Raw genomic sequence first — 25845 nt, 5'->3', positions numbered from 1 at the left:
CACTTTGGAGTGCATCTTTTTTTAAACCTCCATAATGATCGGAAGGATCATCGGACGGCGTTTCGTTTTTTCGTATAAGAACGGCGCAAGCGTATCTGTAATCTCGTTTTTGATTTCAGACCATTGAGTCGTTTTTCGTTCCATCACTTTTTGTAAGTGGTTTGAAATGAGCTCTTGAGCGTCATTGATCAAGTCGCCAGATTCTCTCATGTAAACAAACCCTCTGGAAATCAAATCAGGTCCCGCTGAAACCTTAAAGTCCTCCATGTCAATGCTGACAACCACAATGACAAGCCCTTCCTCAGAAAGAATTCTGCGGTCACGAAGTACGATATTGCCAATATCACCGATACCGCTTCCGTCAATGTATACTGAACCGGACGGGATTTTACCGGCAACTGAAGCTTCATCGCCCTTAAGCGCCAAAACCTCACCATTATCCATGATAAAGCAATTTTCTTCAGGGATGCCGCAATCAGTTGCAAGCTTGACATGCATTTTTTGCATTCTGTACTCACCGTGAATCGGCATGAAGAATTTAGGCTTGATTAAACGAAGCATCAGCTTCTGTTCTTCCTGCCCGCCGTGACCGGATGTATGGATATCATTAAGAGGCCCGTGAATAACCTCAGCCCCAGCACGGTACAGCTGATTGATTGTACGGCTCACGCTGATTGTGTTTCCTGGGATAGGGGATGAAGAAAATACGACTGTATCCCCAGGAATAATCGAAATCTGGCGGTGTGTGCCGTTTGCAATTCTTGATAAAGCTGCCATCGGTTCCCCTTGGCTTCCGGTACATAATATCGTTACTTTATTGGCAGGTAAACGATTGATTTCGTTATGCTCAATAAATGTATTTTTAGGACAGCTAATATAACCGAGCGTTTGTCCGATTTCGATAGCTGATTCCATACTGCGTCCAAATACGGCAACTTTTCTCCCATTTAATACAGCAGCCTCAATCACCTGCTGCAAGCGGTGAATATTCGACGCAAATGTAGCGAAAATAACTCGGCCGTCCACCTTGCGGAAAATGTCATGAATGCTTTCTCCGACACGGCGCTCAGACATGGTGAACTCCGGGTTTTCACTGTTTGTGCTGTCTGATAGGAGACACAGAACGCCTTCTTTGCCGATTTCGGCCATTTTCGTTAAGTTTGCCGGCTCACCGACTGGAGTAAAATCGAATTTAAAATCTCCAGTATGTACAATGTTTCCGGGCGGCGTTTTTACAACTATACCGTAGGAATCCGGAATACTATGTGTTGTTCTGAAGAATGACACAGCCGTTTTACGGAATTTTACGATATCATCCTCACCGATAATGTTCAGTTTCGTCTGTCGTAATAATCCATGCTCTTCAAGTTTATTCCGAAGTAAGCCGATCGCGAGTTTACCGCCGTAAACAGGAATATTCACTTGTCTGAGCAGGTACGGAATACCGCCGATATGGTCTTCATGGCCGTGGGTGATAAAAAGCCCTTTAATTTTATCTTCATTTTTGACTAAATACGTGTAATCAGGGATAACGTAGTCAATGCCGAGCAGTTCGTCCTCGGGAAACTTGATCCCCGCATCAATTAGCACAATCTCATCCTGAAATTGTACTGCGTACGTATTTTTACCGATTTCGCCCAATCCTCCGAGGGCGAAAACAGCAGTCTGATCATTTTTTACAAATTTCATACCGCTCATAACTCCAATACTTTAAAATTTTCGCTTTGTTGTTCATATTCTAAAAATGCACCATTCACAGGTGTAATAAACTCAATATTAAATTTCTTCTCTTTCAGCTTTGTTCTGACGTCACGCTCAGATACGCCTTCAATATAAAGTGAATCTGTCTTTTCCCGAACAGGTACTTCGTCAGCCTTTTCTTGATAAAATACCTTATAAATCATCCAAATCTCTCCTTAAATGCCGTATGTTAGACTCGCTTATTCTATTATATTCGAAAACGGAATATAAGGAAAGCCTTGAGAAAAATAAGGCCCCCTCGAAAAGCGAAAGATCCCTTGTCAGGCAATTGCTTTCTTGCGGAGCATTCCGTTCCATTGTCTTCTGAGTTTCTTTCTTAATTTGCGCAGCATTTGTTAGTTCCTCCTTTCATCATAACTTGTCCAGAGTTCTTTTATACAAATAGTATACGGAGATTATGGAAGACTTCTCGTGGTTATTAATGGAATTTAATATGAGTTTTGAACGAAATAGTTTGCTGAATGGCAATCTTTTTGTATGATGAGGGTGGGAATTGCAGATCAAGACGATAAAGGGGAAGTTATAATGGATTCAAAATTAATTTTTTTTGATATTGACGGTACGATATATGATCATGACAAAAATATACCGGAAAGTACGAGGGAAACGGTGGCGGAGCTGCAGCGCCAAGGGCATCATGTGTTTATTGCCAGCGGGCGGTCTCCGTTTTTAGTTAAGCCGATTTTAGAGGAGCTGGGCATACACTCGTTTATTTCCTATAATGGGCAGTATGTTGTCTTTGAAAATCAAGTGATTTATAAAAATCCACTGCCTGAAGAGGCAATCAGCCGATTATTAAAGCGGGCGGGAAAGGACAAACATCCTGTCGTGTTTATGGCTGAGGACACGATGAAAGCGACTGTTGCGGATCATCCTCATGTAATGGAGGGAATCGGAAGTCTTAAAACCGATTATCCAGAAACCGATGAGCTTTTCTATGAAGGAAAAGAAATTTTTCAGCTTCTTTTATTTTGCCAGGATGAAGAAGAACAGGTTTATGTCGCTTTTCCTGAATTTGATCTAGTGCGCTGGCATGAGCTTTCGACTGATGTTCTTCCGCATGGAGGTTCGAAGGCGGAAGGGATTAAAAAAGTCATCGAGCGTCTTCCTTTTGCTATCAGCGATACATATGCTTTCGGCGACGGATTAAACGATCTGCAAATGATTGAGTATGTCGGGACAGGCGTAGCTATGGGAAATGCTGTACCTGAATTGAAAGAAATCGCGGATTTTGTAACAAAGCCGGTAGACGAGGATGGAATTGCGTACGCTGTCAAAGAATTGGGCCTTTTAAAATAAAGAAACGGCTGGCACTGTGCCAGCCGTTTTTATTTTTAGCGTTCAATCGCGATTGCATTTTCAGGTTCTTTGAAAGGATTTTCTTTATCAATATAATCATAGAACATCACGCCGTTCAAATGATCGATCTCATGCTGAAACACAATAGCCGGAAATCCTTTTAAACGAATATCAATGTTTTCGCCTTCAAGGGTTGTTCCTTTTACTCTGATGCGAGCATGGCGGGGAACATAGCCTGGAATCGCTTCATCAACAGACAGGCAGCCCTCGCCGCTAGTTAAGTAGCTTTTTTCGACAGAATGGCTGACGATCCTTGGATTAAATAAAGCATAGCTGTATAACGTTCCGGAAGCATCTTCCGCATGAACTGCGATCATGCGTTTTTTAATATTAATTTGAGGAGCTGCGAGACCTACGCCTGGACGCAGCTTGTATTTTTCGGCTAATTCGGGATTTTGGCTGTTCTTAACAAATTCGATCATGTCGGCCAGCTGCTGTTTTTCTGTATCACCCGGAGGCAGCTCGACAGGTTCGGCTGTCTCTCTTAGGGCTGGATGGCCGTCACGTACGATGTTTTCCATAGTAATCAAGAAACTTCACTCCTAAAGCTTAATATGTAAATTATATCGGATTTCTTCACAAAGGTGCAATGAAACAAATGACCAGCCATCTCGGCTGGTCAAGTTCATGCTGTGTAATTAGCAACAGCCTCCGCCTAAATAAGCAGCTCCGACAATGATTAACAGAATGAATAAAACAACGATTAACGCAAATGTGCGGCCATATCCTGCTCCGCCATATCCGTAACCACCATAACCGCAGCAGCCTCCGCCGTAACCATATCCATACATATTACAAAACCTCCTCTTTAAATTACGCCAGAGCCTTTATTAGTAGGCATAGCGTCTACTATAACCTATGTAAAAACAAAAAAGTTGTATGGTCATATGCCTTGTTTTCTCAAGTTTTTGGTCGGTTATCTTCGACAATTTACTGACAGACACATCAGGGGACCCTAAGAAAGTAATTTCAGCTTGGCTATTGTCAAATGGCGATTAGGCATCTATAGTCGAAAATGTCAAAATTGTGGAATTTCTATATGGGGAATTTTCTGAAACCATGTTTTTGGGCATGGGAGCAATTGGGGCAGCAAGTATACTGCTTGCAGGTTGTGGAGGAAAGCAGCCGGTTGAATTACTTCATGATTCAATGGAAAAACTGTATAAGTGGAAAAGCCGATTCAAAAAGAACAAAAACTGGTAATGAAAAATGAAAAATGGAAAATATAGAGCGCAAGTTTTGCGACAGTTTGCTTAATTTTAATATAGATTATTACTCAAAAATTGTCTCAATACCCAATCAGGCATTAAATAATGCAAACCAGCGCAAGAAACATTTGGAAGCAGAAAAAGACAGTATTACTGATTGTAAAATAGAATTTGAATGAGCAAAAAAATCAACTGAAGATATTAAGGATAAGAAAGTGAGAGAAAAAGCAAATCGTGTAATCGCTTTCGAGGAAAGAGATATGCTGTATCGACACAATGTGCCATAAATAGAATAAGGCTTTTTCGTGTGACAAAGATTTATACAAGCAGATAATGCGACATTCGTTCAGCTTGCAGAGCAAATTGAAAAAATAAATTCAGTTTATGAAAAAGTGCATAAACAAATGGATGAATTTAATACTTATGCTGAGGATTACAACAAAGAAAAAGAAAAACTGTTTACTAGGTAATATGGAGTAAAGTATATTAAGCATATGAGTTGATATTAAATGAGCTAAGCCGTCCGTAAAAAGACAGTTTAACCAGGATATAAATGTATTTGATATTGACAATGTGAAATTAATACTCTAAAATTTATTTAGAGATAAATTCACATAAAACCAATCGTTGTTTCGGCACGTTGGTAGGATTCATTATGTCTTATTATGATGCAATAGGAACATATTTGCAGAATAAATTAACTGAATATTCTTAATTTTATATGAGTGAGAACCCTATAGAATGCGATGACTTGCACCATTTGAAGTTAGCCCGCTAATTCAAATCAAATATGAACTTAAACCTTTTATTAAATAAAAGGTTTTTTGCTGTTTTCAAAGATGTTGTGTTTAAATCAAGAGAAGAAATTTGGGGAGATAAAATAACATGCAAAAGTCCAACATTTTGATGTTTTCAGGGCAAGGTTCTCAATACTGGGGAATGGGCAAAAAGCTTTTTAACAAGGACACAGTTTTTCGAGAAACAATGCACCGACTTGATGCCATTGCTATCGAGCTGAAAGGATATTCAATCATCGAGTATATATATGATGAAAAACGAAAAAATTCTAATTTCAGCAATATACTATATTCTCACCCGGCAATTTATATGACGGGGTACGCTGCTGCACAAACACTGATACAAAAAGGTATCGAGCCTGACGGAGTTATCGGAATGAGTTTAGGTGAATTTGCAGCAGGAGCAGTAGCAGAAATACTGTCGCCGGAAGAAACGATGGAGTGTGTTTTAAAGCAGGCCGAAATTTTAGAAAACTACAGTCAGCAAGGCGGAATGATGGCTGTGCTGGGTAAGCCTTTGTTATATGATACTGAGCCTTTTTTACGACAGAATACCAATTTAGTTTCGGTGAATGGCCGTAATCATTTCGTTATTTCCGGTGAAATAAAAGCATTAGATCAGGCATCCTCTCTAATGCAGAAAAAAGGAATTGCAAGTCAAAAATTGCCTGTTTGTTTTGGTTTTCATTCCGAATTAATCGATGGTGCTGCACAAAAGTTTAAAGAATATATGAAACATAAAGTTTTTAAGAAACCAAATATCACTTTCATCTCTTCGGTGTACGGTAAAGAACTGAAATATATTCCTGAAAACTACCATTGGGATGCAATAAGAGAGCCCATTCGATTTCTGGATGCAGTTGATTTTAATGAAAAAAGAAACCCAGCATTCTATATCGATACAAGTCCCTCCGGCAGTCTTGCGGGGATTGCCGAAGAGAGTGCTGCAGATTATTCAAAATCGTCGTTTCATACAGTGTTGAGTCCGTTTGGAAATGAGATCAACCGCATGGAACAGATAACCAAACGTATTGAAGAACAAAGGCAGAAATATGGGACAGGGGGAGAAAAACAAATGCTGGCTTACGTTTTTCCTGGGCAGGGTGCACAATTTAAAGGAATGGGTGGAGACATATTTAATGAGTTCAGTGATCTGGTTCATAGAGCAGATGCTATTTTAGGGTATTCCATAAAGGATTTATGCCTATCAGACATAGACAACAAATTAACTGATACAAAATATACACAACCTGCGATTTATACAGTGAGCGCACTTCAATATTTAAAGCTCAAAAAAGAGGGGAAAGCATCCCCGGATTTTACAGCAGGACACAGTCTCGGCGAATATACAGCTTTATTTGCAGCGGGTGTCTTTGACTTTGAAACAGGGCTCAAATTAGTTGCAAAAAGAGGAGAATTAATGAGTGCGTCTTCACAAGGCGGAATGGCGGCTGTCATTGGACTCAATGAAAATAAAATAAGAGAGGTGCTTAAACAGTTTGATTTTGATCAAATAGATATTGCTAATTACAATACGTCGTCTCAAATTGTGATAGCAGGGGAAGTCGAGGACATAAAGCGGGCAGCCGTATATTTTGAACAAGCGGGGGCAACGGCATATGTTGTTCTGAAAGTCGGGGGAGCTTTTCATTCTCGTTTTATGGAGGATGCGAAAAAGCATTTTGCCAAATTTATCGAACCCTTTCAATTTTCGAAATTAAACATTCCGGTCATATCAAACTATTTAGCTAGACCTTATAAGCAAGAAGACATTAAACATAACTTGATTGAACAAATAACACATTCAGTAAAATGGACTGAAAGTATCAGATACCTAATGGGACAGGGGGTAACTGCTTTTGAAGAGGTCGGACCGGGCAACATCCTGACGAAGTTGACACAAACCATTCAAAAAAATGAGCTGCCGCTTATCATCAACGCACCTGAGGTCATTGACTCTATTCCTGAAGATGATGATATAAATTCTGGAATAGAGCTGACGGCAGAAACCAACCCAGGGAAAGAATCTACTGGGGAAAATTCTCCAAAATCTCAACTGGGAGATCAATCTTTCAAAAATGATTATAATTTGAAATATGCATATTTGGCAGGGGGCATGCATAGAGGAATTTCTTCAGCTGAAATGATCATCCATCTTGGTGAAAAAGGAATGATGGGTTTTTTCGGAACTGCAGGCTTAGAAATTGAGGATATTGAGCAAGCGATTATTTCGATTAAGAATGGACTCGAAAAAAGTCAGTTTTATGGAATGAATATTCAATCGGAACCAGATAATCTAGATAAAGAAAAACAGCTGATTGATTTATATGTAAAACATGATGTAAGGGTGATAGAAGCGTCTTCGTACCTTTCCGTTAATGAGGCATTAATTTATTACAAAGCGCAACAGTTGAAGGAAGACAAAGACGGTCATGTCATGCCTTATAATCGAATCATTGCAAAAGTGTCCCGACCGGAAGTTGCAGCGGCGTTTCTGAGTCCAGCTCCTGCAAACATAGTCGAGAAAATGGCCGAACAGGGCATTTTAACTTCACAACAAGTAAAATGGCTAAGCCGAATTCCTGTAGCTGACGATATGATCATTGAAGCGGATTCCGGCAGTCATACTGATCAAGGAGCGTTATCAGTTATGCTTCCGTTTTTTATGAGGATGCGTGACGATATGATGAAAACGAATAACTATAAAAAGAGAATTAGAATTGGAGCTGCCGGAGGTATCGGAACTCCCGAAGCAGCAGCCTCTGCTTTTTTAATGGGAGCTGATTTTGTTATGACAGGGTCTATCAATCAATGTACAGCTGAGTCCGGCACAAGTGAATCTGTCAAAGAATTATTGAGTGAAATGGAAATACAGGATACTGCTTATGCACCTTCCGAAGCTATGTTTGAGTTCGGCGCAAAGGTCCAGGTAATGAAAAGGGGAATGTTGTTCCCTGTCAGAGCAAATAAATTGCAGCAATTGTATCAGCAATTTCAGTCTCTTGATGAGATAGATGATAAAACAAAGATCCAGTTAGAAAGTAAGTATTTTAAAAAAACTTTTGATGAAATCTATGAAGACATTAAAAGAACATATCCAAATCTAGTTGAAAAAGCGGACTGTAATCCAAAATTTAAGATGTTATTAATTTTTAAGTGGTATTTGCGAAAAGCCAGTTTGTTTGCATTGGAAGGGGACGAAAAAAGAAGGGTGGATTATCAGGTGCATTGCGGTCCGTCTCTGGGTGCTTTTAATCAGTGGGTGAAGGGAACAGAATTAGAAGCATGGAGAAACAGGCATGTTGGGGAAATCGGTGAAAAGATAATGATTGAAGCAGAAAACTTACTAAGGCATCGATTGAAAACGATATTTTAATAAAAGAGAGGGGTGCTGGAAACGAATGGTTCATCATTTGAATAAAAAGACTGGGAGCGATAACTCGTATAAATCATCTGATATAGCAATTATAGGAATTTCATGCAGATTTCCTGATGCTAATGATTATCATGAATTCTGGGAGAATATACATAGCGGTAAAGATTCCATTCGAGAAGTGCCGCTTGAACGGTGGAACCCTGAACAATATTATTCTGCTGACATCAACATTCCAAATAAAAGTATCAGTAAATGGGGAGGGTTTATTGAACAGGCCAGATACTTCGACCATAAATTCTTTCATATTTCTCCTCGTGAAGCAAAAAACATGGATCCTGAACAAAGAATTCTTTTAGAGGAGACATGGCGCTGCATTGAAGATTCAGGTGTATCATTGAGTGAGCTTCAGGATAAAACTACTTCTGTCTTTACAGGTATTATGAACTCTGACTATCGTCAGATGGGCTGTGCTGATTCGGAAATTGACAGCTATGCTTGTCTCGGGAGCTTTGAGTCTATTCTTTCCAACCGCATTTCATTCGCATTTGATTTTACGGGGAAAAGCATGTCTGTAAATGCTGCGTGCGCGTCATCGCTTGTTGCTTTGGATGAAGCGGTTAGATCACTGAGGGAAAAGGAAAGCGATTTTGCCATTGCTTCGGGCGTGAATTTAAATTTTCAGCCTTGGAAATACATATCATTCTCAAAGGCCAGAATGCTGAGCCCCGATGGTAAATGTAAGAGTTTTGACGCGGCTGCAAACGGCTATGTTCCTGGCGAAGGCGCAGGAGTTTTATTGATTCAACGACTGGATGAAGCAGTAAAAGCCGGTCATCATATCTACGGCATTATTAAAGGAACAGCTGTAAATCATGGCGGGAAAACCCGTTCAATTACTGCGCCTAGTGTGGATGCTCAATGTCAAGTCATTTTAGCTGCTTTAAAAAGTGCCAATGTAGATGCTTCAACGATTTCTTATATTGAAGCACACGGCACGGGAACATCTTTGGGCGATCCAATCGAAATTGAAGCTTTGACGAAAGCGTATCTGCAATATACTGATCATACACAATATTGCCGGATCGGAAGTGTCAAAACGAATATCGGTCATTTGGAAGCAGCAGCCGGTATGGCAGGATTAATTAAAGTGTTAATGATGATGAAACATCGAAGGATACCGAAAACGCTAAATGTAAATATGGTTAATCCAATTATCCAATTTGAAAAAACACCATTTGTTCTGGCAATGAATTCATGTGATTGGCAGGCTCCGGACGGAGAACCGCTTAGAGCGGGAATAAGTTCTTTCGGCTTTGGGGGCGTTAACTCTCATGTCATTATCGAAGAATTTATACACAAAGAAGTATCAAAAGCAAGCTGTAACGGTAAAATACAACCGTTTCTTTTCTCTGCAAAAAGTGAAAAAAGCATGGAGCAAATGTTACAGCAGTGGAAATTATTTTCCGGTGAGTCCGAGGAATTTCAAAAATTTTCACATGAAGAAATTAGCAGCACGCTTCTGACCGGCAGAGCAACGTTTGAGTATAGAGCAGGTATATTAGCAGACAGCAAGGCCGAATTAAGGAATCATATTGAAAATGGACTGACGATTCATAAGAAAAATGATTGTAAGTGGATACTTGTTATTGGTGACTTAAAGTGGGAAAGCTACGAACAATTTACAGAGATTAAAAGGGTATTCCCTAATATAGAAAAAGAAGTAGAGAAAATGCTGCAAGGCATTTCGACTGTAGATTATACATTTAAAGAGAAATGGACAACTGAAAAATCCAGACTGTATTCTGTAGTTATCAATACTGCAATAGTAAAAAGCATGCTGACTGCAGGTTTTAGACCAAGCTGTATTACTGGTGTTGGAGACGGGTATTTTATTGCTCTTGCTGTAGCCGGTATACTAAAAATTGAAAATGTATACGCTTTTATCGCGAATGTTGAGAAGGCAGCGGCATTATTTTGTGATCCGCCGTCCATTCCGTTTCTGAGTCCGTATACCGCGAAAACCTATTTTCCAGTTCAGTTGGATGAGAATTATATCAGGATGTTACTGAATGGTATTCAATTCTCAGTTGAATCTGCGATTCATTTACGGAAAAAAGCACAATTACTTCTTAAGCATCAATATACATTTAAAGGCTACATAGAGGAATGGGAAAAGTCGGCGCACTCTCAGCAAATCAGTGTCTTGAAGAATATTATTGATGGATCAGGATTTAGCGGAGAAAAACTGACGGATGAGGAAGTAGTAACGTTAGTAGCAATCCTTGCTTCTTTGCAAAGACTCTATAAGAAATGGGATTTAACAGAGCAAGAAGGCTTATCAGAAAACCGATATTCTCAAGAACTCTTGTACCTAATTGATGCCGGTGTGCTGTCTAAAGAGCTTGTTATGAGCATGTTATTGAAACAGCCGGAAGGAATAAAACAGGCAGTTAAGTATTTACAACAGGCACCGTCCGATTTTTATGAAAAAGACCGATTTCCATTAATGGTTGATCACAACCAAATACAGGATTTAAATCAAGAGATAACTGACCTTGTTCTAAAAATATCGGAAAAAACAATTGAGCCGAATAGAGATATTGAAATTCCTAACTTTTGCACCTTTAAATTCGGAACCTTGCCTCTTACGATGAATATTAAGCATGAAGCATATTTTGAGCCGAGCAAATCGCCTGATGAGTCTCTTTATCAGGTGTTTATGCAAATGTGGCTAAAAGGAGAAGAGATTGTTTGGGCAAGACTGGGTGATCACAATAAGAAAAAAGTAGTTTTGCCTGTTTATCCATTTGAACGGTATCATTTTGACTTGAAACCTGAAATATCAAAAACAGACGCATTTTCTGTGGAGAATATAAAACGGTCATTATATGCACCGGTATGGAAGGAATCACCGCTGTCGGAAGTTCTCACAGATGGACAAAGGAGTACGATTTTGCTTTTTTCGGATCATAAAAGGTATTCGGAAGTATTGCAAGAGAGAGAGAACACTTTTGTATATCTTGTCACGAAAGGTGATCGTTTTGAGCAAATAAGCGATGATGTGTTCACAATAAATAGAGAAAACCCTGAAGATTATATAAGCCTGATCCGATTGTTAAAACAAAAAAATGCAATACCAGATTCGATTTTGCATGCATGGGCTGACAAACAATCAGAATTTGATGAAGCGTTGCAAACAGGAATATACTCCGTTTTTTACCTGACAAAGGCATTAATAAGTGAAAACCTTATAAACAAGGTGCGGCTTATATATGTATTCAGTAATGATAAGGAAAAGAGACTGCCCTGTTTTGAAGGGATCGGCGGTTTTTTTAAGTCAGTAAAGCAAGAATATCCTGAGCTGTGCTGCAAGGCGATTCGCTTTACAAATGGCTCAATGTCAATTTCGTATTCCGAAGAGTCAGACATCTTATATAAAGAAATAGATGCAGCCCCGGACCATAACATAAACATTATGTACAAAGACGGTGTAAGGTATGCCCAGGTATTAGAGAAGAAGACTAAAACGAACTTCTCCCCAGTCCAATATCCCGGGAAAGATAAAGTGTACTTAATTACAGGGGGATTAGGGGGGATTGGCAGTAAAATTGCTGAGTATTGTGCAAAATCCGAAACATGCACAATCATTCTGTCAGGACGTTCTCCATTACGCGGGAAAAAACAGAAGCTGTTGGAATTTTTAAATCAATTTAATGCGGAAGTCTTTTATATGCAGGCGGATATATCAGATAAAGAAACCGTAATAAAACTGGTCGATGATATTATGGAACGATATTCAGGCCTTAGCGGGATTATTCATTGTGCAGGAGTTATCAGAGATTCATTCCTTTTTCAAAAAACAAAGCAAGAGCTTTCAGAAGTCATAGCTCCGAAAGTGCAAGGAACGTTGTATCTGGATAATGCGACGAAGGAGATTGAATTGGACTTTTTCGCTGTTTTTTCATCAGTGGTCTCTATTGCAGGAAACGAAGGTCAGACTGATTATGCATATGCAAACAGCTTCTTAGACCACTTTGCTGAGTATAGGGAACAGAAGCGTCAAAAATCTCAGCGCAACGGGCGTACTTTAACAATCAATTGGCCGTTATGGAAAGAAATCGGAATGGGAGTGAGTATATCAGATCAGGCGAGAACATCACTTTTTCGTGATTCCGGTCTTGAAGAATTGTCTTCTGAAGCTGGGGCGGATTGGTTCGCCCAGATTGTGATGTCCGGACAGCTGCATAATATTGCAGTCTGCGGAGATTCAGATCGTTTTGAACAATTTATGGAGCAACGATTTCAAACGAATTACACACAAATAAGTGACACAATTCAGTTGGCTTCGGGTGATGTGAAAATACAGACGAGATCATTTTTAGCAAGCATTATTTCAGCCGAAGTTGGTGTTAAACCTGAGGAAATAGACCATTCTGTGCACTTAGCTGAATATGGTATGGACTCGGTCATGATACATCAATGCAATTCAAAGCTGGAGCAGGCGTTAGGAGCTATTTCAAAAACGCTTTTATTTGAGTTCCAGACCATCACAGACTTGGCAGACTATCTCATAAAGGAATATCCGGATCGGCTGGAAAGTTTATTTCCTGCGAAAAAGAAAGAAAAACTAATTCAGAGTTCTACAGCTGTTAATCCAGCTCAATTACATATTGCGCCTGTAATGAAGGAGAAAGAAAAACACGATGGTATAGCTGTCATCGGCATAAGCGGGCGATATCCCGGTGCGGAGAACATCGAGGAATTATGGGATGTATTATCTCAAAAGAAAGATACTATCACAGAAGTTCCGATAGAACGCTGGGATGCCCACGCTTATTATGATTCTGATCCTGCTAAAGCCCAAGAGGGAAAGATTTATTGTAAATGGGGCGGTTTTTTACCGAGTGCTGATTCATTTGATTCTTTGTTTTTTCATATATCGCCAAGAGAAGCAGAAGCCATGGATCCTCAGGAACGTATCTTTCTAGAAACTGTGTGGAAGGCGTTTGAAGATTCAGGGTATACCCTGAATCGTTTGCAAAAAACAGCGGGAAAACATGTTGGGGTTTTTGCTGGAGTCACGACTAATTCTTATAAACTGCTCGGTGAACGAATACCGACAGATAAAAATACTGTGATCCCAAACTCGTTTCCATGGTCTCTTGCGAACAGAGTTTCTTACACATTTGATTTTACAGGGCCAAGTGTACCTGTTGACACAGCTTGTTCTTCATCATTAACTGCAATCCATATGGCGTGTGAAAGCTTAAAAAAAGGTGAGTGCTCTATTGCTGTTGCCGGGGGAGTTAACTTGTATTTACATCCGTCGGACTACTTGTACCGCTGTCAAATGGGGATGCTTTCAAAGACAGGGCAATGCAGGAGCTTTGGTGCAGGGGGTGACGGTTTTGTACCCGGAGAAGGTGTAGGAGCAGTTATTCTGAAACCGCTGAAAGATGCAATACGGGATAATGATACGGTGTACACAGTGATTAAAGGGACAGCGATCAACCATGGAGGGAAAACGAACGGTTATACCGTTCCTAATCCAGCAGCTCAAGCAAGCCTTATTCAAGAGGCTCTTGCTGCAGCTGATTGGAGCGCAAGAAGCATCGGCTATATTGAAGCCCACGGCACAGGTACCCCGCTGGGTGACCCAATTGAAGTCAGAGGCTTGACAAAAGCCTTTAGAGAATATACAGACGAGTCATCATATTGCTCGCTTGGGTCCATTAAATCAAACATAGGTCATCTTGAAGCAGCAGCAGGTATTGCCGGCCTGACAAAAATCATATTACAGATGAAATATAAAAAAATAGCTGCCACACTTCATGCTGAGCGAATACATCCAGATCTTCATCTTGACGAGACACCGTTCCATCTTCAGCAGGAAACATCTGAGTGGGTGAAGCTTACTGATGAGAAAAATCCCGAAAAAACATACCCAAGACGAGCGGGACTAAGCTCTTTTGGAGCTGGTGGGTCAAATGCACATATCCTTGTTGAAGAGTACGAGCCTCCTGCAATTTCTGATACCAGCTGGCAGGAAGGTGAAGAACTTATTGTACTTTCAGCAAAACATCCGCTAAGTTTACAGGAGTATGCAAAACAGCTTGCAGGGTATCTCCAAAGGGCCAGTCAAAAACATGACCATTCACTTGTGAAAGCAGTTAAGGAAGAGTTTAAAAAAGCAGCTGAAAAATGCGGCGTTGACATAAAGACTGCGAAAAGCACCGATTGGCAGTCAGACCTGTTCATGTCATGGATTGACGAAATTTATAACTTTTACAATTTAAGAAGCAGGCAGCCGCAAGATACAGAAGATTTTACGGCAGAACGCTTTTTGGAACAAAATAAGAAACAAGTCAGTGATTTTTACGAGCAAGAGGGACTTTACAAAAACGTAGGTCTTTCAAATATTGCTTTTACGCTCCTGAATGGACGTGAGCCTATGTCTGAAAGACTCGCCATTATATCAAAAGATGTCTATGATTTAATCTCTAAACTGAATAAGTACATTAATGGGGATACAGATCAAAGTATATTCAGAGGAAAAAAGATCAATCAGAAGCGAAGACAAAAACAAAACGGTATACAAATGAAGGCGGATAAACGAACAATGGCAGAGATGGCTGAATATTGGGTCTCAGGGGGAGATTTGGCATGGGAAGATATCCATATTGAGCGAGCTGCAAGCAAAATTGCGCTTCCCACATATCCTTTTTTAAAGAATAAACTTTGGGTTTCGAAGTCTGTTCATATGCAGAAAAAAGAATTGGTCGATCCAGACCCTTTGTTTAATTTTTCAGAGGGAGAAAGCCGGTTTAACAAAAAGCTGTCAAGTTCTGATTATTATCTGAAAGACCATATCATAAATGGCGAGTTTGTTTTACCGGGAGCTGCGGTCATTGAAGCCGCAAGAGAAGCAGCAGAGAGATTAAATGGAAAACAAGTTGTGAAGTTGAGTCAAATCGTATGGTCACTTCCAATTACCGTTCAGGAAGAAAAGACAATTGCTATTGATCTGTTACCCAATCAAGAAGGCAGCAGCAGGTTTATAGTAAAAAGTAATTTGCATTCTGAAACCGCTGTTCATTCACAAGGTAAACTTAAGTTCTACGAGGCAGAAGCAGCACGTGAAATAGAACGATTTGAATTGAATAATTTGCTAAAGGAGCAAAAAAGCACAATCAATGGTGATGAGTGCTATAAGAGCTTTAAGCAGGCAGGCTTGAACTATGGCAGCAGTTACCAAGTGATTAAGCAGCTGTTTATCCTTCCAAACGCGGTTCTTTCACGCATATCTCTTGCTGACAATCTTCAGTTAAATGGAGCCAGAGGAATGCTGAATCCATGTTTGTTAGACGGTATTTTCCAGTCAACTATCGGATTTACGCTTGAGCATGATGGCGGTCAAGTGCCATATTTGCCTTTTGAATTAGGAGAGCTGGAGATTTTGAGTGCTCCCTCGGATAGCGGTTATGCTTATGTCATACCAGCTGATGAAAAGAATGCTTCATCTGTAAAAAGATTCAATATTATGTATATGGATGATAAAGGCCAAGTAAGTTTGAAACTGAGAAACTTAGCTCTCAAAGCACTAAAGAGCCCACAGCACAATCAAATTGTAAAAACGGAGCATTCAATCACTTATTATAAGGACAAATGGGTTCAGGAATTTAATCACCATTCAGATGAAATCTGCCGTTCAAACACCTGTTTGGCTATTGTGCTCCATGACGATATAACAGAGCAGCACATTCGCAATGCGTATGAAAGCATTGGCCTGAAACTAATCTTTGTTCGAGGCGGGAACCAATTTAAAGAAAAGGGAATCTATTCATATGAGCTGAATAGTCATAAACTTGACGATTACAAGACACTGCTGGGGATTCTTACGCGAAGGCAAGTAACAATCGGACATGTGGTTTTGTTTGGAAAGAGTCCCGAAACGAAAATTTCCCATGATATTAAAAGTAAACTTAATGAGGCTGTTTTTCCGGTTTTCTATATAACGAAAGCACTTATATCAGTGAAGCCCAAAAATAAAATAAAAATATCTCATGTGTTTTTTACAGAAAAAAATCAAGTTTTACCTTATCAAATGGCGTTAAGCGGTCTTTTTCAGGCGCTTCATCTAGAACAGCCTATGATTACAGGTAGAAATATTGAAATATGCAGCGGGCAGAAGTTGCTGCCGAATGGCCTTCTCCCGGAGTTGGACTGCATCGTAAAAGAAAGTGTTGCTAGCGACAGCGGTTCCACAGAAATCAGATATGTGGATGGAATCAGATACGTGAAGAAGTCCGTCAGTATTAAATATACGGACGGCATTTCAAAAGTTGAAATAGAAGAAAATGGAGTTTATCTCATTACAGGAGGAGCAGGCGGACTAGGACTGATATTTGCCAAGCACCTTATACAAAAAGGCAGAATAAAGATAGTGTTGATAGGGAGGTCAGAACTTTCTGAGGAATCTGTCAGGTGTATAAAAGAACTGGAAGCCTCCGGATCGGAAATTTTTTATGTTAAGACTGATATTTCTGAGGAAAAAAATACCGCCGATCTGATAAATCTTATAAAAAGCAAACTAGGCTCTTTAAAGGGCATTATACACAGCGCGGGCGTTATAAGAGATTCATTACTCATTAACAAACGTGAAGAGGATGTGAGAGCTGTCTTAGCAAGCAAAGTACATGGTACGATTTGGCTTGATCAGTACACAGCAAAAGAGCCACTGGACTTTTTTGTCCTGTTTTCATCAATTAGTGCAAAAATAGGGAATGCGGGACAGACGGATTATGCTTATGCTAATCGTTTCATGGATTATTTTGCGGAGCTGAGAGCAGCTGAAGACAAACCTGGAAAGACACTCTCTATTAATTGGCCGTTATGGAAAGAAGGCGGCATGCAAGTTGACAGACACTCAGAGAGATTTCTATATGAACATTTTGGGATGCTGTCCTTAGGTGAACAAGAGGGTCTATCAGCATTTGATAAAGCAATGACAGGGTGTGAACATCAAATCATGGTATTTAGCGGCAATGAATTAAAATTGGAGCGAATCATAGGTATCGCCGAAGAAAAAGGTAATAGAGAAGCCATTGAAGAAAATAATGAGCCAGATAGAACTATATCTTCACTGAGAAACACTTTGGCACGCATTATATGCACCGTATTGAAGATTAATGAAAGTGAATTTGATTTTGAGCTGCCTATAAGTGAATATGGATTTGATTCAATTATGTTTACAATGCTGGGTAATGAATTAAACGAATCATTAGGAATTTCAATAATGCCATCCCAGTTTTTTGATTTTTATGATTTTTATGAATTGCTTGATTATATACATGATGAATGTTCACAAGAACAGGTGCAGAATAATCTATTAGATCATGAGAATAAGAACACCAGAGAATATCTGAAAGAGGAAATTGCACATATCATTTCAGCTCTTTTGAAGATAGAAAGGCAAGAAATAGAAGGAGAAACTTCATTTGGTGAATACGGGTTTGATTCTATCACTTTTACAAGGCTTGGAAATGAAATTAATCAAAGGTATGGAACAGACCTGCTGCCTTCCATTTTCTTTGAATACAATTCGTTAGATGAAGTTGCAGGTTATTTAATAGATCAGTATGGGGACAGTTACAGTTTTTCAACCGATTCTTCTTCCAAAACAGACGCTGAAAAAATAGACGAAGTGGAACCGTCTTTGGATTATGATGACGGATATGCTGATCTTGCTCTTACCTCTTCGGAAGAAAACAGTGAAGCAGAAGGCACGTTAAATGAGCCTGTTGCAATAGTGGGGATAAGCGGACGATTCCCTCAATCAGACACAATAGAGGAACTTTGGGAACAAATCGAAAAGGGCCGTGATTTGATTACAGATATTCCTGAAGACCGCTGGGACTGGAGAGAATTTGATGGTGATCCGATAAAAGAGAGAAATAAAACGAATATAAAAAGAGGGGGATTTATAAACGACGCAGATAAATTTGATCCCTTGTTTTTCGGAATTTCTCCTGCGGAAGCAGAATTAATGGATCCACAGCAAAGGATTTTTATAGAGACAGTTTGGAAGGCAATAGAAGATGCAGGTTATAAACCTTCTGATTTGGCAGGGACTAAAACCGCTGTATTTGCAGGTGTTGCTACAACAGACTATGCTGAACGTCTCAGTGAAAATCTTACCCCGATTCAGGCACAGACAGCTACTGGCCTAAATCATTGTATATTGGCGAATCGAATCTCTTATCTGCTGAATATTACGGGCCCAAGCGAACCGGTTGACACGGCTTGCTCTAGTTCATTGGTTGCGCTGCATCGTGCGGCAGAGGGAATTCAGAGGGGAGAATTTGACATGGCCATTGCAGGGGGCGTTCATATTATGACAAGCCCGACCCTGTTTATAGCTTTCGACAAAGCAGGTATGCTGGCAAAAGACGGAAAGTGTAAAACGTTTGATAGAAGAGCGGACGGCTATGTGAGAAGTGAAGGAGCAGCGGCGGTATTGCTTAAACCGCTCAGTAAAGCACAAGCGGATGGGGATCACATATATGGCCTGATTAAAGGAACAGCGATAAACCATGGGGGACACGCCAATTCCTTGACTGCACCAAATCCGAAGGCGCAGGTAGATTTATTAACTGAAGCTTGGAGGAAAACCGGTGTCAGTCCTGCAACGGTCGGATATATTGAAGCTCACGGGACAGGGACAAGCCTTGGCGATCCAATTGAGGTAAACAGCATTGTAAAAGCATTCAAAACATTATATGAAGAATGGGGCATTCCTTTTACTGAACAAAAGTCTTGCGGGATAGGCTCCGTTAAAACAAATATAGGTCATCTAGAAACGGCTGCTGGAATAGCTGGGGTGATCAAAGTATTATTGGCGTTTAAATACCAAAAACTCCCTGGAATTGTTAATTTTTCTGAACTTAATCCATATATCAAACTAGATGGCACACCATTTTATATAACAGATACAAATGAAAAATGGAAAAGAATGAAAGATGAACTGTACGCTGACATACCAATGCGAGCAGGTGTCAGCTCTTTTGGATTTGGAGGTGTAAATGCACATATTGTTTTAGAAGAATACAGAGAAAAGAACAGGAGAATATCGGAAAGTGGAAGAAACCACATTTTTGTGTTGTCAGCGAAAACCAAAGATCAATTGCTCGACTATATTAAGCTGATGATTCAGTATTTGGATCATGCAATCAGAAAAGAAGTTTCGGTTAATCTGACTGATATGGCAAGTACGCTGCAAAACGGGCGCGAAGAAATGGAAGAAAGAATCGCTATATGTGCTTCTGATATAAGAGAGTTAAGAGACAAATACATCAGCTTCCTTGAGTTTAACAAGAAACAAGAAGGCGTATTTATCAATGAAAATAAAAAGAAATACACAGTTATAACTGAAGAGCTTCTTCTAGAGGCTATTCAAAGCGGTAAAGAGGAATTGGTGGCTCAATGGTGGGCCGAGGGAGCAAAAGTGAATTGGCGGCAAATATTCAATAAAACATATAACAAAATGCCGTTGCCATCCTACCCCTTTGCAAGGGAGAGTTATTGGTTCAGACAGAAAATCAAAAACGTTGAACTGGAAAAGCGGATTCATCCTTTGTTAAGCGAAAATTTGTCAACTTTAAAGAGCTTGAAGTTTAAAACAAATATTACCGGCTCTGAATTTTTTATCACTGATCACCTTGTTTCTGGGCGTCCTGTTTTACCGGGAGCAGCATATCTTGAAATGGCTCTTGTCTCCGCGGAAATAGCTGCTGAGAGCACTATATGTAAGATTAAAGATGTCGTATGGAACAAACCAATTACCTACGAAGGAACACCGTTTCACATCTATTCAAGTCTTCAAATGCAAAAAGATAAACTGAATATAACAATCTGCACAGGAGAGCCGGAGGGTGAATTGCAAATCTGCTCACAAAGTATTGCAGAGTTCGAGGAATCAAATATTATCAGACCGCTTGAACACTTTGATATTGAACTGTTTAAACACAGCAGTGATACAAAAATTAGCCGCAAAGAATGTTATCAGCATTTTAGCAGAATGGGGCTGGATTATCGCTCTGGGTTTCAAAGCCTGACCGCCGTCTACTGCAGCGGTCAGGAGGTACTGGCAGAACTTGTTCTGCCAGAGCAGCTGAAAAACGATTTTGAGCATTTTAAACTTCACCCGTCATTGATTGACGGAGGATTTCAATCGGTCGCATTTTTGTTAAATGGTAATGATAAAGGAAGCTTATATGTTCCTTATTCACTTGAGGAGCTTGTGATTTGTAGCCCGCTTGAGGAAAAATGTTTTGCACGTGTAAAAGAGACTGGATTTTGCACGTATAGCATCCAATTTATTAATGAAGACGGAGAAATTGCTGCAAGCATGAATAACTTTTCTGTCAGAAAAGTAAACGCGGGAGGATTACTGCCGGAAGACAGTGAAGATCAGACAATTCTTTTACTATTAAAACAATTGAAAAACGGTGAGCTTTCCGCTGACCAAGTCTATCAACTGCTGGAGGTAAAATAGTGCATATTAAACAAATACTTTCCTTGATTGAAGAACAGCAGATGTCTCCTGATACAGGATTAGAACTAATTCGCACTTACAGAAAAGAACAAATAAAAAATGGGACGGAGCAGCAATCGCAAGCTGCGTCCCAAACTGTCTTTTTTAAAAGAGATTGGATATCGTCAAAAAATGATGATGTACAGAAACAACAGGCGCCAAGAAGCATATTAATTTTTGATCGAGATAAACGACTTACAGAATATATTAGTATGCTTTACAAAGATCAAGTGCATGTTATTCTCGTAACTCCTAATGTTTATTTCAGCTGTCTGGAGCAAAATGTATACACAATAGACCCGTCAAATGAGGCTCATTATGAAAACCTGTTTGCAGACTTGGAAAAAAGCAAATTTACACCTGGATGTGTTCTATATCTATGGAACAGCGCTGTTCCGGAATTAAGTGAAGAGTTGATTCATAAGGCACTTCTCAACGGGATTTTGCCATTGTTTGTTTTAACAAAGGCTTTAATAAAAGCAAAATATGATAATACGAAATTATTGCATATGTATTGGACAAACGGTCAGAATCAGCCGTTTAATGAAGCGGTCGGGGGTTTTATAAAAACGGTAAATATGGAAAGCTCCAAATTGAAGGCGAAAACGCTTCAAATTCATAGAGAAGAGCCTGATTCAGATCCTACCGCTTCGCAATTGTGGGAGATGGCATGTAATGAATTACAAAGCTTTCAATCAAATGAATGCGAAATTTTAATTGACTCTCACAGCAGGTATATTAAAGGAATGCAGCATATTGATTTAGAAAATGCAAAGTCATTAGCTCCGAAGCATGTATCATATCATAAAGGCGGCGTGTATATCATTACCGGCGGTGCAGGAAAACTCGGTCTTATGTTTGCGGAACATATCGCGAACGAAGTTGAGGCGGTCATCATATTGACAGGCCGTTCAGCTTTAAGCGAAGTTCAGAAGGAACAGCTCAGAAAACTAAACGCAAAAGGGTCTTTTGTTGAGTATATACAGACGGACATATCGGAACGAATAAAGGCTGAGCAATTTATCTGTGACGTGAAACAGCAGCGTGGCCAAATAAGCGGCATTATCCATGCTGCAGGTCTCATTCAAGATTCTTTTATTGCTAAAAAAAATCTGAGTGAGTTTGTTGAAGTATTAAAGCCGAAAGTATTCGGAACGATTTGGATGGATGAGCTGACAAAAGATGAAAATCTTGATTTCTTTATTCTGTTTTCTTCTGTTGCTGCGAACGGAAATGCCGGTCAGAGTGATTATGCGTACGCCAACAGTTTTATGGACAGTTATGCGATGTTCCGAAATCAGCTGAACAGAAATGGAAAGACACTTTCAATAAATTGGCCGCTATGGAAAGAGGGCGGAATGAATCTTGATGACAGTGCTGTTGTCCATTTGAAAGAGAAATTCGGAATGATTCCGATACATTCAACAGCGGCTTTTAAAGCTTTTGATAAAATGATGCAATCTTCATTTAGTAACATAATGCCTGTGGAAGGAGACCGGGACAAGCTCTTAAAAACAATCCCTTTCCGCAAACTGACTCCTTCAGACAATCAAACGGAAATAGAGAAAAACACTGAAGATAATGAAATTGTAATTAAGGATAAAGTTAATGATTATCTTATCAAAACCATTTGCAGTGAATTGAAAATCCCTAATCATAAAATAAATGCTTATGATTCTTTTGAAAAGTTCGGGATTAATTCACTTATAATCATGTCGCTTATATCAAAGCTTGAAGATACGTTCGGGGATTTGCCTAAAACGATCTTTTTCGAATACCGGAACGTCGATGAGCTTGCTGATTTCTTTCTGAAATCGTTTAAAGAGACAGTATTAAAAGAAGTTGGGATAGCTCAAATAGAAGCCGCACCAAAACTGAAAAAACATACAAAAATGCAGCAGGAAAGACAGCCGGCACATGCAGTGAGTGTAAATACACCAATTAATGAAGATATTGCAATTATTGGAGTAAGCGGCAGATATCCAATGGCAGATAATGTTATGGAATTCTGGGATTGCATCATTGGTGGAAAGAATTGTATTACCGAGATCCCTAAAGAACGGTGGGATTTCAGATCGGACTACAGTCCTGACAGAATGGACAGAGGGAAAATCAACAGTAAATGGGGAGGGTTTATTAATCGTGTTGATCAATTCGACCCGCTGTTTTTTCACATTTCCCATAAAGAAGCTGAGATGATGGACCCTCAGGAACGTATTTTTCTCGAAACCGCTTGGCATACGTTTGAAGACTCCGGGTATACGAGAGATCGGCTTGACGGTATGAAAGCCGGGGTGTTTGTAGGAGCAATGTACGGGCAATATCAATTATTTGGTGCGGAGGAGACAGCAAAAGGCAATGCTGTTGCGCTCAGTTCTTTTTTTTCTTCTATAGCTAATAGAGTTTCATACTTTTTTAATTTCTCTGGACCAAGTATTGCTTTAGATACGATGTGCTCGTCATCTTTGACAGCCATTCATTTGGCATGTGAAAGTATAAAAAGGGGAGAAAGTGAGATTGCGTTAGCTGGGGGCGTAAATGTGTCCATACACCCTAACAAATATCTTTGGCTGAGCCAAGGGAATTTTGTTTCTACAGAAGGTCTATGCAGAAGCTTCGGGGAAGGTGGGAACGGCTACGTTCCAGGAGAAGGGGCGGGAGCCGTACTATTAAAACCGTTACATAAAGCAATCAATGATCAAGACTGTATTTATGGTGTGATTAAAGGAACAGCTGTAAATCATGGAGGGAAAACAAATGGTTTTACTGTTCCAAATCCAAATGCGCAAGCTGAGCTGATCGCCGAAAACTTTAAAAAGTCAGGTATTAGTCCAAGATCCATCAGTTACTTGGAAGCACATGGAACGGGTACTTCACTTGGAGATCCGATTGAAATTGCGGGGCTGACAAAAGCTTTTGAACAATTTACCGATGATAAACAATTTTGTGCAATTGGTTCAGTTAAATCAAATATCGGACATTTAGAATCCGCTGCAGGCATAGCGGCGCTTACAAAGGTATTGCTTCAGTTTAAGCACCGAAAATTGGCGCCTTCCATTCATTCTGAGCGATTAAATACTAATATAAATTTCGAAAATACGCCTTTTTATGTTCAGCAAAAAGAAGAGGAGTGGCGTAAAGAAGCCAGTATAACTCGTAGAAGGGCAGCGGTTAGTTCATTTGGAGCAGGGGGGGCGAATGCCCATATTATTCTTGAAGAATATGAAAATCATATTGATTCTGTTAAAAATACAGGTAGCGGTCCTTATGCCGCAGTTCTCTCCGCAAGAAACGAAGACAGGCTGAGGGAATACGCCCGTCGTCTTCTTCAATACACAGACCAGGTGACAGCTGTATCGGTCGATGATATTGCTTATACACTACAAACGTGTAGGGAGCCGATGGAAGAGAGAATTGCTTTTGTGGCATCGGATCTGCATGAACTTAGGGGGAATTTGAAGCTTTTCTGTGATGAAGGAATAATTGGAGACAATGTATACAAGGGCAATGTGACTAAAGATTATGATAAAGTCTTTGTTTTCCATGATCGGAAAATGAAAGAACAATTCCTTAAAGCTGTTATGGAAAAAAGAGATGTCAATGACCTTGCTAAGTTATGGTCTTACGGTGTCGATATTCAGTGGAGAAATTTATATGAAGATAGACCTAAAGCACGGCGGGTGGATCTTCCTTTGTACCCGTTTGCTGAGGAATCTTATTGGGTGCCCCGTGTTTCTGATGAAAAGCTTTCAGCATTGCAAAATAAAACCGTCTTGCATCCGTTGCTTGATTCTAACGAATCTACCCTTGAGCAGCAATATTTTAAAAAAACAGTAATGGAAAAAGAGATCTGGTTAAAGGATCATGTGGTGAAAGATAAGCGTATTTTGCCTGCGGCGGTTTTTCTTGAAATGGCATGTGCCGCAGGAAATTTATCGTATCGCAGGAAAAAGGTCTCTGGTTTGAAAAACATTACATTTATTAGACCGGCAATGTTATATCAAGAGAGCGTAATTGTTTACTCCTTCATTTCTGTCGAAGACGGACGCATCCTTTTTAAAATGACGGCTGACGAAGATGCAGGTACAAAAGCCGTATTTGCATCAGGAGAATTAAGCTATGATGCTCATCAAAATGTCAAGCCCATAGAGAGTATTGATAGACACGAGATCATCAAGAGAAGCGCTTTTATCCATGAACATGATGAATGTTACCGACACTTCCGGGAAAACGGTTTTGACTATGGCCGCAGCTTTCAGTCAATTCAACGATTATGGGGCGGAGACACAGAAGCTCTGGCGCATTTAATACTACCTCAAGAAGCAGCACATACCTTTAATAACAATATACTGCCGCCGTCTCTGCTTGATGGGGCTTTGCAATCATTGTTTGGCATCACCGAAGGAAGAGAACGTGCTTTTGTATATGTACCTTATTCAATTGGTGAGATTTATATCCACCAGAAAGTACCGGAAGAATGCTGGGTGTATGCACGCAAAACAAGCCAAAAAGATCAATTCGAGTTTACTTACGATATTATGCTGGTGAATCATCAAGGAGACCTGCTTGTGCAACTGCAAAACGTAACACTTCGAAAAGGCGAGGTATTTTCAGATCGAGATCCGTATCAAAAGAAACAGGTTTCTTCCGTGACACAAGAAAAATTGACCGAGCTGCTCGGTCAATTGCAGGCTGGCGAGTTGACGACAGAGGAAGCTGATCATTTGCTTGCTCAAATGCTGGATTAACACT

The 25845-nt window shown here is 39.9% G+C and carries 10 protein-coding genes and 1 pseudogene; 7 read left to right on the top strand and 4 right to left on the bottom strand.

Annotated elements, in window-relative coordinates; genetic code table 11:
* Positions 1-21: 21 nt before the first annotated feature.
* Complete coding sequence (gene rnjA / locus V6D44_RS02090) at positions 22-1689, bottom strand: ribonuclease J1 (RefSeq protein WP_148963702.1); 1668 nt, start codon at positions 1687-1689, stop codon at positions 22-24.
* Between the two features lie 5 nt (positions 1690-1694).
* Positions 1695-1904 (bottom strand): RNA polymerase subunit omega 1, encoded by a 210-nt coding sequence (gene rnpZA / locus V6D44_RS02085; protein WP_003238840.1) that lies wholly within the window; start codon positions 1902-1904, stop codon positions 1695-1697.
* Positions 1905-2286: 382 nt separating this feature from the next.
* Between rnpZA and V6D44_RS02080 the strand changes: the two genes are divergently transcribed.
* Positions 2287-3060 carry a Cof-type HAD-IIB family hydrolase gene (locus V6D44_RS02080; protein WP_087992206.1) on the top strand — a complete coding sequence of 258 codons (774 nt, stop codon included), beginning with the start codon at positions 2287-2289 and terminating at the stop codon, positions 3058-3060.
* 35 nt (positions 3061-3095) lie between these two features.
* Here V6D44_RS02080 and def read toward each other — a convergent pair whose 3' ends face one another.
* Both def and V6D44_RS02070 read right to left on the bottom strand, forming a co-directional pair.
* Positions 3096-3650, bottom strand: coding sequence for a peptide deformylase (gene def, locus V6D44_RS02075; protein ID WP_202328627.1), 555 nt, complete (start codon positions 3648-3650; stop codon positions 3096-3098).
* Positions 3651-3758: 108 nt separating this feature from the next.
* Complete coding sequence (locus V6D44_RS02070) at positions 3759-3911, bottom strand: YjcZ family sporulation protein (RefSeq protein ID WP_087992204.1); 153 nt, start codon at positions 3909-3911, stop codon at positions 3759-3761.
* A 425-nt stretch (positions 3912-4336) separates the two neighbouring features.
* Between V6D44_RS02070 and V6D44_RS02065 the strand changes: the two genes are divergently transcribed.
* The 6 genes and pseudogenes from V6D44_RS02065 (at position 4337) to V6D44_RS02045 (ending at position 25841) form a co-directional block, all read left to right on the top strand.
* Positions 4337-4507, top strand: coding sequence for a YkyA family protein (locus V6D44_RS02065; RefSeq protein ID WP_242519920.1), 171 nt, complete (start codon positions 4337-4339; stop codon positions 4505-4507).
* A gap of 141 nt (positions 4508-4648) precedes the next feature.
* Entirely contained in the window at positions 4649-4798 is a 150-nt protein-coding gene (locus V6D44_RS02060; RefSeq protein WP_333516298.1) for a YkyA family protein, read from the top strand.
* Between the two features lie 415 nt (positions 4799-5213).
* A pseudogene (locus tag V6D44_RS21050) lies at positions 5214-6065 on the top strand (acyltransferase domain-containing protein); the annotation flags it as partial.
* A gap of 135 nt (positions 6066-6200) precedes the next feature.
* A complete protein-coding gene (fabD, locus tag V6D44_RS02055) occupies positions 6201-8501 on the top strand; it encodes an ACP S-malonyltransferase (RefSeq protein WP_437177784.1) in 2301 nt (766 codons plus the stop codon).
* Positions 8502-8526: 25 nt separating this feature from the next.
* Entirely contained in the window at positions 8527-21054 is a 12528-nt protein-coding gene (locus tag V6D44_RS02050; RefSeq protein WP_253269055.1) for an SDR family NAD(P)-dependent oxidoreductase, read from the top strand.
* A complete protein-coding gene (locus V6D44_RS02045; RefSeq protein ID WP_202328629.1) occupies positions 21054-25841 on the top strand; it encodes a type I polyketide synthase in 4788 nt (1595 codons plus the stop codon). The genes V6D44_RS02050 and V6D44_RS02045 overlap by 1 nt, the downstream gene beginning before the upstream one ends.
* Positions 25842-25845: the final 4 nt, after the last annotated feature.

It is taken from the genome of Bacillus sp. 0209A (genome assembly GCF_036765095.1).
GTDB lineage: Bacteria > Bacillota > Bacilli > Bacillales > Bacillaceae > Bacillus > Bacillus subtilis_G.
The sequence above is the reverse complement of the archived record's forward strand: the minus strand, read 5'-3'. Positions and strand labels throughout refer to the sequence as shown.

What these genes read in the sequence shown, in the direction of transcription:
- rnjA (WP_148963702.1), bottom strand. Translation starts at nt 1,689, where the DNA reads ATGAAATTTGTAAAAAATGATCAGACTGCTGTTTTCGCCCTCGGAGGA.
- rnpZA (WP_003238840.1), bottom strand. Translation starts at nt 1,904, where the DNA reads ATGATTTATAAGGTATTTTATCAAGAAAAGGCTGACGAAGTACCTGTT.
- V6D44_RS02080 (WP_087992206.1), top strand. Translation starts at nt 2,287, where the DNA reads ATGGATTCAAAATTAATTTTTTTTGATATTGACGGTACGATATATGAT.
- V6D44_RS02070 (WP_087992204.1), bottom strand. Translation starts at nt 3,911, where the DNA reads ATGTATGGATATGGTTACGGCGGAGGCTGCTGCGGTTATGGTGGTTAC.
- V6D44_RS02065 (WP_242519920.1), top strand. Translation starts at nt 4,337, where the DNA reads ATGGAAAATATAGAGCGCAAGTTTTGCGACAGTTTGCTTAATTTTAAT.
- fabD (WP_437177784.1), top strand. Translation starts at nt 6,201, where the DNA reads ATGCTGGCTTACGTTTTTCCTGGGCAGGGTGCACAATTTAAAGGAATG.
- V6D44_RS02050 (WP_253269055.1), top strand. Translation starts at nt 8,527, where the DNA reads ATGGTTCATCATTTGAATAAAAAGACTGGGAGCGATAACTCGTATAAA.